Below are 16,721 nucleotides of genomic sequence, written 5' to 3' on the forward strand. Positions count from 1 at the left end.
AGATTAGGGCGAATTCGTGCTCGAAAGTTATAACGTTCCCTGTGATGAAATCGTCATTGAAGAAGAGATAAAGCATAGTCGCTTTATCTCTTTTCTCTTTCATTGCGATAGTGTCGATAAATTAAAGTTAGTACTTACTGACATCAAGCGTGACTATCCCGGCGCAAGCCACTATTGCTCAGCTTTTGTTGCTGGCGCACCGGATGATAGCGTCTTGATTGGTTCGAGTGATGACGGTGAGCCTGCTGGCAGTGCAGGTCGCCCTATGTTAGCTGTGTTGCAAGGGGCACATATTGGCGAAGTTGGCGCCGTTGTCGTGCGTTACTATGGCGGTACTAAGTTAGGCGTAGGTGGACTCGTTCGGGCTTATACGTCGGGCTTAAGGCAAGGCTTGATTCAATTACCGACGCGACTCAAACAGTTACGGTATCCCGCCAAGTTGCATTGTGATTATGCGCAGCTGCGCGATGTCGAGCATCTATTACAGCAAGTGGATGCCGTGATCATCGATAAGCAATTTGCCGCAGCGGTCGATATTGTGTTTGAGATAGGGCGAGAGCAACAGGTATGGCTTTGTGAGTCGCTGGCGACACTGAGTCAAGGAAGTTTGAGGCCCGAGTTTGATCTGTGATGCCTGCGTAAATTATGCCAAAATAGCCCAAATGCTGAAAATACCTTTACAGCCAATGGAATAATTGAACTCGCGTAATGCAATATAAAACCATAATTAGAATCATAGGCCTGCTGATTGGTTTATTTTCAATCACTATGCTGCCACCAGCACTGATCGCTGTTTGGTATAACGATGGCGGCGGCACGGCGTTTATGCAGGCATTTTTTGTTAGCCTATTTATTGGTTTTTGGCTCTGGTATCCGAACCGCCACTGCAAAGAAGAATTGCGTACGCGAGAGGGCTTCCTGATTGTCGTGCTGTTCTGGACTGTACTGGGTTCTATTGGTGCCTTGCCGTTTATCTTTTCGAGTCAGCCAGACTTAAGCTGGACAGACAGCTTCTTTGAATCTTTTTCTGCGTTAACCACCACCGGAGCCACTGTCATTGTCGGGCTCGATTTTTTACCTAAGGCCATTTTGTTTTACCGCCATATGCTGCAATGGCTTGGCGGCATGGGGATTATTGTGCTCGCTGTGGCTATTTTACCTGTGCTCGGAGTGGGAGGAATGCAGCTTTATCGCGCAGAAATTCCGGGGCCAGTGAAAGACAGTAAGATGACCCCGCGGATAGCCGAAACCGCTAAAGCACTGTGGTATATCTATTTACTGCTAACGATTTCCTGCGCGACGGCTTATTGGTGGGCGGGCATGAGTATTTTTGACGCCATTTGTCATTCATTTTCGACCATAGCCATCGGAGGTTTTTCGACCCACGATGCCAGTATGGGCTATTTCGATAGTCCTACTATTAATCTTATTTGTGTGTTCTTTTTAATTGTTTCTGCGGTTAACTTTAGCGTGCATTTTGCGGCATTCTCACGACGTGGGATTAACGTTAGAGTCTATTTTAAAGATGCTGAATTTAAGATGCTGGTGGCGATTCAACTTATTCTCACAGCGATTTGTTTCTTCACGCTTTATCGTTCTGGTATTTATGATTCGCCAGAAGAAACCTTAGATCATGCTTTATTTCAGGCTGTCTCAGTTGCCACTACGGCTGGATTTGGCACTGATAGCTTCCATCTGTGGCCATTATTTTTACCCATACTATTAATGTTTTCGAGTTTTATCGGTGGTTGTGGTGGCTCAACTGCGGGTGGGATTAAGGTCATTCGAGTAATTTTACTGCTGCTACAGGGTTCACGTGAATTGAAACGACTTGTTCACCCTAAGGCAATGTTTTCGATTAGGATTGGCTCTAAAGCCTTACCCGACCGTGTGGTTGATGCTGTTTGGGGATTCTTTTCTGCCTATGCGCTGGTGTTTGTGATTTGTATGCTTGCACTCATGGCGATGGGATTAGATGATATTACGGCTTTTAGTGCTACGGCGGCATGCTTAAACAACTTAGGCCCAGGTTTAGGTGAGGTAGCGAGCAATTATGCCAGTATTGGTGATGGAGCCAAGTGGGTATTGGTCGTGGCTATGCTGTTTGGTCGCCTCGAAGTATTTACCTTACTGATTTTGTTTACGCCAACTTTTTGGAAGAATTAATCATGCAGACGTTAATAATCTATTCGACGATAGATGGCCAAACATTGGCAATTTGCCAAAAAATGAAGTCGATTTCTGAACAGGCGGGAGAGCAGGTTTCGCTCGCCACATTAGAGCAGGCGGAAGCGTTGAGCTTAGTGGATTTTGATAAAGTGCTGATTGGTGCCAGTATTCGCTATGGTAAGCATAGACCAGAGCTTTATCAGTATGTGAATCGCCACCATGCTGTGCTAGATACTAAGATTAATGGTTTTTTTACCGTTAACGTAGTGGCGCGCAAACCCTTAAAAAATACGCCTGAAACCAATCCTTATATGCAAAAGTTTCTCAAGCTTTCACTGTGGCAACCCCAGCTGTTAGAAGTGTTTGCGGGCAAGATTGATTACCCTAAATACGGTTTCTTCGACCGGACCATGATACGTTTTATCATGTGGTTGACTAAAGGGCCAACGGATATCACTGGCACTTTTGAGTTTACCGATTGGGTAAAAGTCGATGCCTTCGGTCACCGTTTTAGCCAACATTAAAAACCATTAAGCCCTAATCACTTGCAAGAGGTTAGGGCTTAAATTTAGGCTAATTTTGCAGTGTTAGGCCGCGCAGTAGCGGCTATGCAGAATTGAAATCACTTGGGTGACTTGCTCGTTCTTGAGTTTATAGTAAACAATCTGCGAGCTCTTACGGGTATCCACGAGATCTTCTGCGCGTAATACGGCTAAATGCTGGGATAGGGCCGACTGGCTTAATGGCACTGTGGCGTTGAGCTCGGTTACGCTCAACTCTTTGTCTAGTAATAGACATAAAATCATTAGGCGATAAGGGTTCGCTATGGCCTTGAGCCATTTAGCCGCACTTTCCGCATTAGTTACCATTGCATCTACATCTATATCATTTTGCATAAGGTCACTCACTTTATCGCTTTTGATTAGATAATTCTAATTGAACACATGTGTTTACGCAATCATACTGCTCGGCAATGCAGATCTCAATTTTTGCATCTCAGAATATGAGATACGACTGATTTGTGATCCTATCAGAGGTTTATTTAACGTAACCTTGCCACAATGGTGGTATTACTCAGTGGATCGGAAATTGCCTATGACACGCGTCCTCGTACTTTATTTTACCCGTGGTGGCCATACGGCCAAGATTGCCAGTGCAATTGCCGAGCAATTAAGGTTTCGTGACGCTAAGGTTGACCTCATCGATATCAACAGTGCTGCTGCGACTTGTATTAATTGGCCTGATTATGATGTCGTTGCCTTAGGTGCCTGCGTGCTTTATGGCACCTATGATAAGAGCGTATTTCAATTTATTGAGCAGCATGCACAGGCTCTGGGCGCATTGCCAAACAGTTTTTTCTGCGTCAATGTTGTGGCGAGAAATCCTGAAAAACGTATCCCTGCAAATAATAAATATCTGCAAAAGTTCATTGCGTTATCTCCATGGACGCCTGCTGATCTTAAAATTATTGCGGGCAAAGTGGATTATCCTTCATGGCCTTGGTATGACAGATTGGCGATTCAGTTGATTATGAAGATGACTAAAGGCCCAACTGATCCTAAGTCAGTTATCGATTATACCGACTGGGCAGATGTGAAAGTCTATGCTGATCATCTGTTGGAATTAGCTGACGTTACTGCAACTGCTTAATAAAAAAGGCGCTTAACAAGTTAAGCGCCTTTTTAGTATTCAATCTCTACTGAATTAGTACTTCCAGAAACTCGGGTGGAACAACACCGCCACGGTTAAGATTTCTAAACGACCGAGGAGCATGCCGAGTGACAACGCCCATTTAGCGACATCGGGTAGCGTTGAGAAGTTACCTACAGGGCCAATAATCGGGCCTAAACCAGGGCCAACGTTAGTGACTGCCGTAATCGCGCCCGTGAAACTGGTCATAGGATCGAGACCCGTGAGCACTAAAATCACTGACAAGCCTACAATCACCATCACAAACAGCAGTACGAAAGTGATCAGAGAGCGCACGATATCATCACTGATGATGCGGTTGTTGTAACGTTCCCTAAAGATACCGTTTGGATGACATTGCTGTTTCAATTGCTCGCGCATAATGGCCCCAGCAATTTGAAAACGGAAGATCTTAATCCCGCCCGAAGTGGAGCCAGAGCAACTACCGACAAACATTAAAAACAGGAAGGCGATATTGGCAAAGGCGCCCCAAGCACCGTAGTCCGTTAAGCCATAACCTGTAGTGGTGACTACCGATACCACGTTAAAGCTGGATAAACGCAGTGCATCTAGAAGCTCAATGTCGCGGGTTTGCCACAGCCAGAAGCCAATAGAACAAGATACAAAGGTGAGGAAAAATAAGAAGCCTTTGACCTGAGCATCGTTCCAAATCCGTAGATCCCTTTGCTGTATGGTTTGTACAAACATGAGAAGTGGCAAACCACCTGCTGCCATAAAGAAAATCCCAACCCAGTGTGCAGAGTTGGAGAACGCCGCCATTGAGCTATCTGAGGTCGAGTAGCCACCAGTCGAGAGGGTGGTCATTGCATGATTGATGGCCTGAAACCAAGTCATTCCCGCCAGATGATAGGCAACACAGCAGATACTCGTTAGTAAAATATATATAAAAAATAAATACTTAGCCATACTTTGGGTGCGAGGTACTGCTTTATCGCTCCAATCGGATGATTCAGTGCGGAATAGCCGCATCCCGCCGACGTTTAAGAAGGGTAGAATCGCCACCGCCATTACGATAAAACCAATCCCACCTAGCCATTGCAATAAAGAGCGCCAGATTAAGATACTGTGATCCATAGTATCCAACCCTGAGAGTACAGTAGAACCTGTGGTCGTGATGCCGGACATGGTTTCAAAGAAGGCGTCGGTATAACCAATACCGTGATAAAGGGTAAATGGCATGGCCGCGAATAGGCTTACGATCAACCACGTTAGGCTGGTTAGCAGGAACATATCGCGGATATTGAGGTTAATGCTTTTGCTTTGGCCATTGTGTAAACACAGGCTTGAGCTAATGCCTGTGACTAATGCCGACACCATAAAAGAGCCCACAGTTTCCTCACCTTTGTATGCGGCGAGGAGCAGTGGGATCAGCATGAAAGCTGTCAGCATGGACAAAAACAGCCCTAAAATAAACAATAGCGGTCTAAAGTTCAGCATAAGTTGGCTTACTAAGGTTCTTAGAAGAAGAAAGCACTTGGTTGGAAAAGCTTCTCGACTTCGCCGACAAACTTTTTATTCACTAAGAACAAGATCACGTGATCCCCTTGCTCTATCACGGTTTTGTCGTGGGCCATCAGCACTTCATCATTGCGGACAATGGCACCAATCGTTGTCCCCGGTGGCAACTTAATATCACCAATGGCTTTGCCAACGACTTTAGAAGTACTGGCATCTCCGTGGGCAATGGCTTCAATTGCCTCGGCCGCCCCACGACGTAGAGAGTAAACGTTACAGATATCACCCTGACGAATATGAGTTAATAGTGCCGAAATCGTCGCTTGTTGTGGTGAGATAGCAATATCGATGTTGGCTTCTTGCACTATATCCACATAGGCTTCGCGTTGAATAAGCACCATGACCTTTTTCGCGCCCATACGTTTTGCTAGCAGGGCGGACATAATATTGGCTTCGTCGTCATTGGTGACCGCAATAAATACGTCGGTTTGGTCTATGTGTTCTTCGAGCAGTAATTCTTGATCTGAGGCATCACCGCAGAACACTGTGGTATTTTCCAGCTGCTCCGATAAGGCTTCTGCACGTTCTAATTTATGCTCAATCAGTTTGACCGAGTGGGTGCGCTCAAGGCGTTTTGCTAAGCCTAGGCCTATGTTACCGCCACCGGCGATCATAATGTTGCGGTAGGAGTTATCGAGCTTTTGCATTTCGCTCATGACAGCGCGAATATGGCGACTGTCTGCAACGAAGAAGACTTCATCATCGGCTTCGATAATGGTCGTTCCGCGAGGCATAATAGCGCGGCCTTGGCGGAAGATCGCCGCGACCCGGGTATCAATATTGGGCATGTGTTCGCGAAGTGCCGCTAATGCATTCCCCACCAGAGGGCCGCCGTAATAGGCTCGAACAGCCACTAGGCTCAACCGGCCTTCAGCAAATTCAAGTACTTGCAATGCGCCTGGATATTCTACGAGTCGCTGGATGTAAGCGGTTACTAACTGTTCAGGGGCGATTAATTCATCGATCACGAAGCCGCCACGGGGACGACCATCGCTATTTTTGGTTTCACTGTCGATAAAGAGTTTATCGCGCATCGCCAAATAGGGTTCTGAGCGGATACGGGCAATTTTAGTCGGCGTACCAAAGAGGGTATAGGCAATCTGGCAGGCAGCCATATTGCATTCATCACTATTGGTTACGGCGATAAGCATGTCGGCATCTTCTGCGCCCGCTTCTCTGAGCACATCAGGGTGAGCGGCATGGCCCGCTACGACACGAAGGTCATATTTATCTTGCAGGGCGCGTAATCTGGATTTGTCATAATCGACAATGGTGATGTCATTGTTCTCACCCACCAAATTTTCGGCCAAGGTTCCCCCAACTTGACCTGCACCTAATATGATAATTTTCATGGCCTTGCTTACTTCCTAATCAGTCGCTTTCAATAAACGGGCATAATAAAACCCATCCATATTGTCTTGTCCTGGCGTGATTTGCCAACCTATATCCTGTGGCGAATTTTGCTGGGCAAGTGTGTCTAGCTTAGCATCTACCGTTCTATCTAAAAACGCACTGATCTGGTCGCGGTTTTCCTGCGGTAAAATCGAACAAGTGGCATAAAGAAGCGTGCCACCGGGTTTTAGCCACTTCCAGCAATGATCGAGAATTTGCTGTTGTAGTTCAGCCAACTCTTCGATGTCATGGTTTTTTCGCAACCATTTAATATCGGGATGGCGGCGGATCACTCCTGTGGCTGAGCAAGGCGCGTCCAGTAAGATACGATCAAATTGTCCGCCTTGCCACCATGAGTCTATGTTGGCCGCATCACCATGGATAAGCTCCGCTTTTAATGATAAGCGGTCAAGGTTCTGTTGCACACGCTCAAGGCGTTTGGCATCAAAATCAACAGCCACTAATTTGATACTCGGCTCAAGTTCGAGTAAGTGACAACTTTTGCCACCGGGTGCCGCGCAGGCATCGAGTATTAATTCATTCGCTTGCGGGGCTAATAAGGTCGCCGCCCATTGTGCCGCGCCATCTTGCACTGATGCTGCACCTTCATGAAAGTGTGGCAGTGTGGCGACATCCTTTGGATGCACTAGGAGAATGGCATCGGCACTGCTGCCTTCGCTCGCTTCAATGTCGATTTCGGCTAGGGCTGCGAGGTATTCGGCACGGCTCTGGGATAAGCGATTGTTACGCAGCCACATGGGCGGGCGTTCATGGCTTTGTTGAATGATGTCTTGCCACTGCTCGGGATAGGCTTCTTTTAAGCGCTTAATTAACCAAGCGGGTGTGTTATAGCTTAAGGTATCTGATTCTGTGTTTAGCGGCGATAGCTGGCGCTGAATATTGCGCAGTACACCATTAACCACTTTGACCATGCCTTCAAATTTTAATTGGCGACAGGCTTCGGCGGTTTCTGAAATTGCGGCGTGGCTTGGAATACGAGTGAAGTACAGTTGATAGCAACCTACGATCAGGAGCTGGTGGATAATCCTTTGTTTGCCTTTAAGTGGTTTCGCTAGGCATTCACTGATGCGTTTTTCTATTTGCGGCAGAGTGCGCATCACGCCATAGCAGATCTCGGCAAGTAGGGCTTTATCTTTGCCGCTGGCAAGATGTTTTTGTTGATCAGGCAATGCCACTGACAGTGACACGCCTTTTTCTAATACTTCGAAGATGGCTTTCGCAGCTAGCGCGCGCAAGTTCATGATTATTGTGCCTCGTTTGCGAGGCGAGTATTCGGGCTAAACCATTCACCTCGAGCATTGAGAATATCGGCAACATTGAGTGGCTTTTTCCCCGGAAGCTGCATACTCAGCAGGGTTAACACACCATCAGCGGTGGCGACGTCTATGCCTTTTTTGCTGGCGCTGATAATAGTACCTGGAGCGGCTGTGCTGGTGATTTCGCTGACTTGAGTTTGCCACACTTTTATAGTGTTACCTTGGTGCTCAAAGTAACTCACAGGCCAAGGATTAAAGGCGCGGACTTCTTGCCAGAGTTGTTTGGCAGATTTATTCCAATCGAGTCTGGCTTCTTCTTTACTGAGTTTTTCTGCGTAGTTCGCTAAGGCTTCATCTTGTTTTTCAGCGGCTAAGGTGCCATTTGCCAAACCTTCGAGTGCTTGCAATAGGGCAACGGGACCTTGTTCTGCCAGTTTCTCGTAAAGGCTGGCTGACGTGTCGTTATCTTCGATTGGCAGATAGGTTTTAAGCAGCATATCACCAGTATCTAAACCCACATCCATCTGCATAACGGTTACGCCAGTTTCTTTGTCGCCGGCCCAAAGTGCGCGTTGGATCGGTGCGGCACCACGCCAGCGTGGCAAAATAGAACCATGAACGTTAATACAACCTAAACGCGGTGTATCTAACACGACTTTTGGCAAGATCAGGCCGTAGGCGACGACCACCATGATATCGGCGTTGAGTGCGGCAAGTTCTTGTTGCGCGGGTTCTTTACGTAATGAGCCGGGTTGAAACACTGCAATACTATTGGCGATAGCGAGTTCTTTTACTGGGCTGGCGGTCAGTTTCTTGCCGCGGCCAGCGGGTCTATCGGGCTGAGTGTAAACGCCAATCACATTGTGGTGTGAGTTTAAAAGTGCTTGTAAGTGGCGAGCGGCAAAATCCGGTGTTCCGGCAAAGATGATGTTGAGTGGTTTCAAATCTGATCCTATGCTTCTTTGGCGTCCAATCGGGCCGCTTTTTCAAGTTTTTGTTTGATCCGCTGACGTTTTAGCGGCGACAAATAATCGACAAACAATTTGCCTTTGAGGTGATCCATTTCGTGTTGAATACAAATGGCAAATAACTCATCGGCCTCAACTATAAATTCGTTACCGTGCCTGTCTAAGGCTTTTACCGTGACAAATTCGGCGCGATCGACTTTGGCGTAAATCCCCGGAACCGACAGGCAACCTTCTTCATTGCAGAAGTCACCGCTGCTGGCGATAATTTCGGGGTTGATAAACACTTTGGGTCGTTCGACTTCATCCTGTAAGTCCATGACAATAATTTGTTTATGGTAATCAACTTGGGTCGCGGCCAGACCGATACCTTTTTCTTGGTACATGGTTTCGAACATATCATCAATTTGAGTCTGCAGCTCGGCATTAAACTCTGTGATGGGTGTGGCTTGTGTTCGTAATCTTTCGTCAGGGAATTGTAATACTTTTAATAGTGTCATACATAAACTCTTAACAAGTCTGTCAAATCTCTGCCAGTTAGTTATACTGACTGATGCTAATGAGTTAATTTTAATCTTTAGTGCCTACCAATAACAGTAAAAGCTCAAACTAAGAGTTAAACAACATGGAAATACCCATGAAACGGTTAATTTTACTCGCGTTAATGACATTCAATTGCACGTTTGTTGCCGCAGATACCCTGACGCTTAAGGCGGGGCATCCTGAGTCATATGTAGTGAAAAAGGGCGATACTCTTTGGGATATCTCCGCCGCGTTTCTGAATGACCCATGGAAATGGCCGAGTCTTTGGGATGTAAACCCACAGATTGCTAACCCCCACCTTATTTACCCTGGCGATCAACTCACTCTGGTATTTATTGATGGTCAGCCCCGCCTTGTGCGTAATGGTGCTACTGTCGATAGTGCTAAACCCCATGTAAAAAAGAGTCCAGAGGGACGTGTCATTGCTAAGAGTAATGCTATTCCAGCCGTTGATTTAGCCTTGATTGAACAATATTTAGTGCAGAATCGGGTCGTCGAGACTCACTGGCTTACTGAGCAACCTATGGTGCTGGCAGGTGAAAGTCCATCGCGTCACCATATTGTGGGTGATGTGATTTATATTGATGCTGAACTGCCAATAAACCAAAAATATGGTATTTACGAACGTGGTCGCGAGTTTTTCAATAAAGAGTCAGGCGAAGCGTTAGGACAAGAAGCCATTTTGTCGTCTACTGGGCAAGTGATTGAGTCTGGTAAGGTTTCAAAAATTAAGTTGCTAACGAGCTTTCGCGAAACTAAAGCAGGCTTCAGAGTATTGCCGATGGAAAGTGATTCCTTGATGTCAGCTTACTTTACTCCTAAACCTGCGGAATTAAAGATACCAGCTTTAGTGTTAGCAACAGAATCAAATTTGCGTGAAGCGGGTAAGTTGAATGTCGTGTACTTAGATAAAGGCACTCAGGATGGCGTCGAGCCTGGGGTGGTATTTTCTATTTACCGTGATGGTGAGGTTATTGTTATCAACAATGATGGTATGCCGGTTCCTGCAATTGAACGTACTGCCTATGATAACCTAATGGCGTCAGTCTCTTCGGATCGTGCAGTTAAGATGCCGGATGTTTATCATGGTAAGTTGTTAGTGTTTAAAGTGTTTGATAAGGCGAGCTTAGGTTTGATTGTCTCCACCGAGCGGCCTGTTCGTGTCGACGATAAGTTAATCGCCCCAGAATCTTTAGCCTTAAGAGGTCTATAATCTCTGAAAATTTGGTCGATTGGTTAGTTGTTTGTGCTGTATCTGGGCTAGGACCCGCTCGGATCCAACAATTATTAACGCACATGGAAGTGGACGACCTCAGACAAAGGTTAGAGCATGAGAGACAAGCGCTACCTTTATCTGATCATCTGCTCCATAGCCTTGTTATTGATTATCAAAAAGTGGATGTCGCCCTCGAATGGCAACAGCAAGCCGCCGATCATCATCTGCTTTGCTTCTCTGATCCGCTTTATCCACCATTATTAAAACAACTCTCAGATCCGCCCGCCGTCCTGTTCGTTAAAGGTTGCTTAGAGGCGTTAGCCCTTCCTTATCTTGCGATTGTTGGCAGTCGTAATGCTTCTCCTGGCGGATTGCAGGTCGCTTATCAACTGGCTGCTGAGATGTCCTCAATGGGATTTGGTATCTGTAGTGGCATGGCGATGGGGATTGATGGGGCAGCCCATAAAGCCTGTGTTGACCATCAAGGGTGCACTATTGCCGTACTAGGTACGGGCATAGAGATCATTTATCCACGAAAACATCGACAGCTTTATCATGATATTCAGCGGCAAGGCTGTATACTTAGCGAGTTTTGGCCTGATACTGGTCCCTTTGCGGGTAATTTTCCGAAACGAAATCGCATTATTAGCGGTCTATCTTTAGGTACTCTTGTGGTTGAAGCCTGTCGCAAAAGCGGCTCTTTAATCACTGCTAGGTTGGCGATGGAACAAGGGCGTGAGGTGTTTGCCGTTCCGGGCTCAATCTTAGGTGGTTACCATCAAGGCTGTCATGATTTATTACGTGATGGAGCAAAGCTTGTGGAAACCGCTGCCGATATAGTGGAAGAGTTGGCAAGTTTAACCGCTTTCCACCTTGAAGAATTGAAGTTATGCCACCATATACAGCAAGACGAGATTTGTAATTTGCCATTTTCGTCTCTGTTAGCTAGTGTAGGTTATGAAACTACATCAATTGATGCAGTCGTTGAACATAGTGGAAAAACGATAGATCTGGTGTTAGAACAAATGCTTGAACTTGAGTTGCAAGGTTGGGTAATAGCAGTACCCGGTGGTTACGTCAGAGTAAAGAGGAGCTAGCCATGTTTGATATCCTCATGTATCTATTTGAAAACTATGTTCACAGTGAAGTTGAACTACTAGTTGATGAAGACGAGTTAACCAAGGAACTCACTCGTGCCGGATTTCATCAATCCGAGATTTTAAAAGCGTTAACTTGGTTAGAGCGCTTAGCTGAATTACAAGAAGGGAATAAACCTTATCTTTGTAATCACGATCAGCATTCGTTTCGTATCTATACAAAGGACGAAATGGACAAGCTGGATGTAGAATCCCGCGGTTTCTTGTTGTTTTTAGAGCAAGTTAAAGTGCTGAATGTCGAAACCCGTGAAATGGTGATCGATAGAGTTATGGAGTTGGATGAACCAACCCTGATTTTAGAAGATCTCAAATGGGTTATCTTAATGGTGCTGTTTAATGCTCCTGGCCATGAGTCCGCTTATGAGCAAATGGAAGATTTAATCTTCGAACAGCCCGAAGGCCGACTGCATTCTTAATTGTTGTGAAAGATGAATTATGAGAGAAAGGAGGCTAAGACCTCCTTTTTTGATGCCATAAATTCCTTGATGGCACTGCGCTTGATATCCTAATGCGCTACGACAGGTGGTGAATGATTATGTCTAAGATTGATGAACAATTATTTAGTGCCCACGAACACGCACTGGAAAAAGAATACGAACTTTGCCCTGAATGTGGCAGCGAGTTATCGGTCAAACACAGTAAGCACGGCGGTTTTATTGGCTGTAATAATTACCCTAGCTGTAATTACACTCGACCCTTAGTGCAGCACGAATCCATTGAAACTCAAGTGATTGAAGGTTCTGTATGCCCTGAATGCGGTCACGAACTGGCGGTAAAGTCTGGGCGTTTTGGGATCTTTATTGGGTGTACTCAATATCCTAGCTGCACGCATATTGAAAAACAGGATCAAGCGAGTGATAAGCCTGACATTCCCTGCCCTGAATGCAAAGCGGGTAAGCTTGAGCACAGAACGAGTCGCTTCGGAAAGAGTTTTTATGCTTGCAGTGCTTACCCTAAGTGCAAGTTTATTGTGAATTATCCTCCGGTTGCTGAAGCTTGCCCGAGTTGTGGTTTTGGGATCTTAGTTGAGCGTAAAGGTGCGGCTGGGATGCGTTTAGAATGCCCGCAAAAAAGCTGTAAATACAAAAGACCACTTTAGTTTATTGTGTGGCCTGCATCTTAATATTTGGCCGATGAAAGTGGCTTGCGTATAATCCTCGGTTGACCGCTGATGGGGCGGTCAGTATTCGAATTTATCCAATAATTTGATTGTTGAAATCGACAATACTCAAAAGGTGATCCTAAGATGTTGCAGCTGCACCCATCTGACATAAAAGATATTGTGCTTAACGGTGGTGTTATCGCTTATCCAACCGAGGCCGTTTATGGCCTAGGTTGCGACCCAGATAATGACACTGCTATCCAAAAGTTATTGGCTGTAAAACAGCGCCCATGGCAAAAGGGACTGATCTTAGTCGCCAGTGATTTTCAGCAGCTTTTGGCTTATGTTGATGAGTCGCAATTAACGGTTGAGCAGCTCGAGTTTGCATTTTCCAAGTGGCCGGGGCCTTTTACCTTTGTCATGCCAATCAAAGCGCAGGTTTCAAAATACCTCTGTGGTGAATTTGACTCTATCGCAGTGCGAGTGTCGGCCCATGCTGGAGTACAAGCCCTGTGCCGCGCACTTAATAAACCTTTAGTGTCGACCAGCGCTAACCTTGCAGGTGAAGATCCCGCATTAACTGCCGCTGAAATCCTCGCCGATTTTACCGGTAAAATCGATGCACTGGTATTAGGCGAACTCGGCGAACAACGTCAGCCCTCGACCATTATCGATGCGCGAAGCGGTAAGATTTTACGAAATGGACAATGAGCAAACCAATAATAAGGATAACAAGATGAGTGTGCCTGATGTTGCAGTGGTAAAAGCGTTTTTAATCGATCTACAAAACCGAATTTGTGCTGGTTTACAGGCGCTGGATGGCCAAGCCACGTTCGCCGCCGATTCATGGACTCGCGCCGAAGGCGGTGGTGGTACGAGCCGAGTATTAACCCAAGGTGCAGTGTTCGAGCAAGCTGGGGTTAACTTTTCCCATGTGACTGGCGCTGCTATGCCTGCGTCGGCTACGGCGCATCGCCCTGAGTTAGCGGGCCGTAGTTTTGAAGCTATGGGCGTTTCTTTAGTTATTCATCCTAATAATCCTTATATCCCAACGACTCATGCCAATGTGCGTTTCTTTATCGCTCAAAAAGAGGGTGCCGATCCCGTGTGGTGGTTTGGTGGTGGCTTTGATTTAACGCCTTATTATCCTTTCGAGGAAGATGTGCGCGAGTGGCACCAGACTTCTAAGGATATTTGCGCGCCTTTCGGGGATGAGGTTTATCCCAAGTATAAGAAATGGTGCGATGAGTATTTCTTCCTACCGCATCGTAATGAAACCCGCGGCGTGGGTGGATTGTTTTTCGATGACTTGAATCAAGCAGGATTCGAGCAAAGCTTTAGCTTTATGCAAGCTGTAGGTAATGGCTTCTTAACGGCCTATGCGCCGATTGTCGAGCGTCGTAAAGAGACTGAATTCGGTGAGCGTGAGCGTCAGTTCCAACTCTATCGTCGTGGTCGTTATGTTGAGTTCAACTTAGTCTACGACAGAGGCACTTTGTTTGGCCTACAGACGGGCGGCCGTACCGAGTCTATCTTAATGTCGATGCCGCCATTAGTGCGTTGGCAATATGCTTATACGCCAGAGGCGGGAAGCCCTGAGGCAGATTTGTACGATAACTACCTCAAACCCCGCGACTGGCTTTAGCCATTAATCTTATAAAGTGGATACAGCATCCACTTTATTGATTACGCATATGATCGGCCAGAGTTGAAATCGCCTCATAAATGGCGGCTCGATGCTCTGGCTTATTAATGTGTTCTTCAATCGCAAATTTCATACAAAACAGCCATTGATCCCGCATCGCCTCATCGACGGCGAAATGCATGTGCCGTGCTCGCAATGCGGGATGACCATATTTCTGCTGATAGAGCTGTGGCCCGCCGAGCCAACCACTTAAAAATTCGAACAACTTCTGCTCTGATTCCGCAATTGGCGCTCTATGAATGGCAAGCAGTGTTGTCGTTTCTGCGGAGCTTGCCATCTTCTGATAAAAACATTTGGTGATAGCGCGGATCACTTTTTCGCCACCGATTAAGTCGTAAGCGTTAGATTGGCTCGGATCGCGATCATCCTGCGGTGGAGTGTGTTTGCTAAAAATCTTTTTAAGCCAGTTCATTGGAATAGTCGTTCACTAAAATAGAGAGTATTGAGCCGATGGCGCATTATAGCGTGAAACCCAACGTGAAATTTAGTTGAACATAATTCGTCTTGCCTAGGCTCAAAAGCGCGGTAGACTGCAAAGCCATTAAACCTAAAATTTAATATCGCTATGACAGACAGATACGCAGTGTTTGGCAATCCAATTAGCCACAGTAAATCGCCGTTCATTCATGGACAATTTGCCGCGCCCACCCAAGAGTTATTAACCTATGAAGCCATTCTTGCTCCGGTCGATGGTTTTGAAGCCTCACTGACGGCGTTTTTCAATGCGGGCGGCAAGGGCGCGAATGTGACAGTGCCTTTTAAGGAGCAAGCTTTTGCGCTGTGTGACAGTCTCAGCCCAGAGGCCAAGCTTGCTGGCGCGGTAAACACCTTAAGTTTATTGGCCGATGGCACTATTCGCGGTGATAACACCGATGGTTTAGGGCTGGTGGCCGATCTCATCGCTAACTTAGGCAGCCTGCAAGATAAGCGCGTGTTACTTATTGGTGCTGGTGGTGCGGCGCGCGGTTGTATTCTGCCGTTATTAAATGCGGGAATTGCGCAGATGATCATCAGTAATCGCACTCACACTAAGGCACAGCTTCTGGTCGATATCTTTACTTCGGTGGATAACGGTGCTTTCGCAAATAGAGTCACCGCCGTAGAAATGAATGAGCTTGTGGGCGAGTTCGATGTCATCATCAATTCAACCTCGGCGAGTCTTGCGGGCGAGTTGCCACCTTTGCCAGCACATATCATCACCACCCAAACCGTTTGTTATGACATGATGTATGGCGCCTCGGTCACCGCGTTTAACCAATGGGCGCTATCTCAAGGTGCAGCTAAGGTTATTGATGGGCTCGGCATGTTAGTCGGACAAGCGGCTAAGAGTTTTACCCTATGGCGAGGTATCGAGCCCGACACTCAAGTGGTATTAAATCTTTTGAGGGATAAACTAATGGCCGAGCCTAAGTAGGAAGCATGAATCAAAGTATTCTTTTTCCCGAACTGCAATATTGGGACGACGCCCACAAGCGAGTCTGCTTTATCGCGCAGTCACAGGGGATGAACATTAAGTGCTATATCAGTGTGAATAAGTTAGCCGAGCTGAATGATTTCTCTGAACAGCCGAGTGCCTATGAAGCTGCTGCTATGCTGGCATTGTTTGATGCGGTGAGATTTGATGCCGAAGAAATGGCGGAAGATTTAATTGAAGCCGAAGAGTTTGATGAGTTTGGGGCAGTACACTTAGGCTAAACTTATCGAACTCAGATAGTTTTCTGTGTAGTGGTCAAGTAAAATTGGCCACGGTTTTAGAGTCATTCCAATATAAACGTTCTGACTCATTTGGCGTTAACCCACCATTATATTGATGGGGTCTGGTCTCACTGTAGTATCCAGTGATGTAATTTGTGATCTCTTTATCTGCTTCTGTAAAATTCCCATAACCACTAGCGGGTATCCACTCAGATTTCAAACTTCTAAAGAAACGCTCCATTGGTGCGTTATCCCAACAATTCCCGCGGCGACTC

General features: G+C 46.3%; 20 protein-coding genes. 12 read left to right on the plus strand and 8 right to left on the minus strand.

Features of this window, described 5'->3' with window-relative positions:
• Window positions 1-16 precede the first annotated feature (16 nt).
• The 3 genes from L5M10_RS08895 (at window position 17) to hemG (L5M10_RS08905) (ending at window position 2,693) form a co-directional block, all read left to right on the plus strand.
• Complete coding sequence (locus L5M10_RS08895) at window positions 17-631, plus strand: YigZ family protein (RefSeq protein ID WP_263164804.1); 615 nt, start codon at window positions 17-19, stop codon at window positions 629-631.
• Window positions 632-708: 77 nt separating this feature from the next.
• Window positions 709-2,166 carry a TrkH family potassium uptake protein gene (locus tag L5M10_RS08900; protein WP_105250821.1) on the plus strand — a complete coding sequence of 486 codons (1,458 nt, stop codon included), beginning with the start codon at window positions 709-711 and terminating at the stop codon, window positions 2,164-2,166.
• Between the two features lie 2 nt (window positions 2,167-2,168).
• On the plus strand, window positions 2,169-2,693 hold the full coding sequence (hemG, locus tag L5M10_RS08905; protein ID WP_263164802.1) for a menaquinone-dependent protoporphyrinogen IX dehydrogenase: 525 nt from the start codon (window positions 2,169-2,171) through the stop codon (window positions 2,691-2,693).
• A gap of 63 nt (window positions 2,694-2,756) precedes the next feature.
• Here the strand turns inward: hemG (L5M10_RS08905) and L5M10_RS08910 are convergent, their stop codons facing one another.
• Window positions 2,757-3,065 carry an ArsR/SmtB family transcription factor gene (locus L5M10_RS08910; protein ID WP_105250823.1) on the minus strand — a complete coding sequence of 103 codons (309 nt, stop codon included), beginning with the start codon at window positions 3,063-3,065 and terminating at the stop codon, window positions 2,757-2,759.
• Between the two features lie 199 nt (window positions 3,066-3,264).
• On the opposite strand from L5M10_RS08910, the gene hemG (L5M10_RS08915) reads away from it, so the two are divergent.
• Entirely contained in the window at window positions 3,265-3,819 is a 555-nt protein-coding gene (hemG, locus tag L5M10_RS08915; RefSeq protein WP_105250824.1) for a menaquinone-dependent protoporphyrinogen IX dehydrogenase, read from the plus strand.
• A gap of 54 nt (window positions 3,820-3,873) precedes the next feature.
• Here hemG (L5M10_RS08915) and L5M10_RS08920 read toward each other — a convergent pair whose 3' ends face one another.
• From L5M10_RS08920 to def, 5 genes are read right to left on the minus strand one after another with little or no spacing between them, the layout of a single operon-like run.
• Entirely contained in the window at window positions 3,874-5,316 is a 1,443-nt protein-coding gene (locus L5M10_RS08920) for a TrkH family potassium uptake protein (protein ID WP_113941395.1), read from the minus strand.
• Window positions 5,317-5,336: 20 nt separating this feature from the next.
• A complete protein-coding gene (trkA, locus tag L5M10_RS08925; protein WP_105250826.1) occupies window positions 5,337-6,746 on the minus strand; it encodes a Trk system potassium transporter TrkA in 1,410 nt (469 codons plus the stop codon).
• 15 nt (window positions 6,747-6,761) lie between these two features.
• Entirely contained in the window at window positions 6,762-8,048 is a 1,287-nt protein-coding gene (gene rsmB, locus L5M10_RS08930) for a 16S rRNA (cytosine(967)-C(5))-methyltransferase RsmB (protein ID WP_263196941.1), read from the minus strand.
• A 2-nt stretch (window positions 8,049-8,050) separates the two neighbouring features.
• Entirely contained in the window at window positions 8,051-9,007 is a 957-nt protein-coding gene (gene fmt / locus L5M10_RS08935; RefSeq protein ID WP_263142849.1) for a methionyl-tRNA formyltransferase, read from the minus strand.
• Between the two features lie 8 nt (window positions 9,008-9,015).
• On the minus strand, window positions 9,016-9,528 hold the full coding sequence (gene def / locus L5M10_RS08940) for a peptide deformylase (protein ID WP_263196942.1): 513 nt from the start codon (window positions 9,526-9,528) through the stop codon (window positions 9,016-9,018).
• A gap of 125 nt (window positions 9,529-9,653) precedes the next feature.
• Here def and L5M10_RS08945 point away from each other — a divergent pair, with 125 nt between their 5' ends.
• From L5M10_RS08945 to hemF, 6 genes are all read left to right on the plus strand, one after another.
• Entirely contained in the window at window positions 9,654-10,784 is a 1,131-nt protein-coding gene (locus L5M10_RS08945; RefSeq protein WP_105250830.1) for a LysM peptidoglycan-binding domain-containing protein, read from the plus strand.
• A gap of 83 nt (window positions 10,785-10,867) precedes the next feature.
• Entirely contained in the window at window positions 10,868-11,884 is a 1,017-nt protein-coding gene (gene dprA / locus L5M10_RS08950) for a DNA-processing protein DprA (protein ID WP_263196944.1), read from the plus strand.
• A gap of 2 nt (window positions 11,885-11,886) precedes the next feature.
• Window positions 11,887-12,360: a DUF494 family protein gene (locus L5M10_RS08955; RefSeq protein ID WP_263196945.1), complete on the plus strand. Its 474-nt coding sequence runs from the start codon at window positions 11,887-11,889 to the stop codon at window positions 12,358-12,360.
• Window positions 12,361-12,479: 119 nt separating this feature from the next.
• Window positions 12,480-13,043 (plus strand): type I DNA topoisomerase, encoded by a 564-nt coding sequence (locus L5M10_RS08960; RefSeq protein WP_105253028.1) that lies wholly within the window; start codon window positions 12,480-12,482, stop codon window positions 13,041-13,043.
• A 147-nt stretch (window positions 13,044-13,190) separates the two neighbouring features.
• Window positions 13,191-13,757, plus strand: a complete 567-nt coding sequence (locus L5M10_RS08965; RefSeq protein ID WP_263183826.1) for an L-threonylcarbamoyladenylate synthase — start codon at window positions 13,191-13,193, stop codon at window positions 13,755-13,757.
• A gap of 25 nt (window positions 13,758-13,782) precedes the next feature.
• Window positions 13,783-14,691 carry an oxygen-dependent coproporphyrinogen oxidase gene (gene hemF, locus L5M10_RS08970; protein WP_263196947.1) on the plus strand — a complete coding sequence of 303 codons (909 nt, stop codon included), beginning with the start codon at window positions 13,783-13,785 and terminating at the stop codon, window positions 14,689-14,691.
• A 34-nt stretch (window positions 14,692-14,725) separates the two neighbouring features.
• On the opposite strand, the gene L5M10_RS08975 is transcribed toward hemF, so the two are convergent.
• Window positions 14,726-15,163, minus strand: coding sequence for a group II truncated hemoglobin (locus L5M10_RS08975; protein ID WP_263196949.1), 438 nt, complete (start codon window positions 15,161-15,163; stop codon window positions 14,726-14,728).
• A 153-nt stretch (window positions 15,164-15,316) separates the two neighbouring features.
• Between L5M10_RS08975 and aroE the strand changes: the two genes are divergently transcribed.
• Window positions 15,317-16,165, plus strand: coding sequence for a shikimate dehydrogenase (gene aroE, locus L5M10_RS08980; protein WP_263196951.1), 849 nt, complete (start codon window positions 15,317-15,319; stop codon window positions 16,163-16,165).
• A gap of 5 nt (window positions 16,166-16,170) precedes the next feature.
• Complete coding sequence (locus tag L5M10_RS08985) at window positions 16,171-16,446, plus strand: DUF1488 domain-containing protein (RefSeq protein ID WP_263196952.1); 276 nt, start codon at window positions 16,171-16,173, stop codon at window positions 16,444-16,446.
• A 34-nt stretch (window positions 16,447-16,480) separates the two neighbouring features.
• Here the strand turns inward: L5M10_RS08985 and L5M10_RS08990 are convergent.
• The coding region (locus tag L5M10_RS08990) for an integrase core domain-containing protein (RefSeq protein WP_263147013.1) at window positions 16,481-16,721 on the minus strand (241 nt) is incomplete at its 5' end.

Origin of the sequence: Shewanella sp. SM32 (assembly GCF_025654235.1) — a bacterium.
Classification (GTDB): domain Bacteria; phylum Pseudomonadota; class Gammaproteobacteria; order Enterobacterales; family Shewanellaceae; genus Shewanella; species Shewanella oncorhynchi.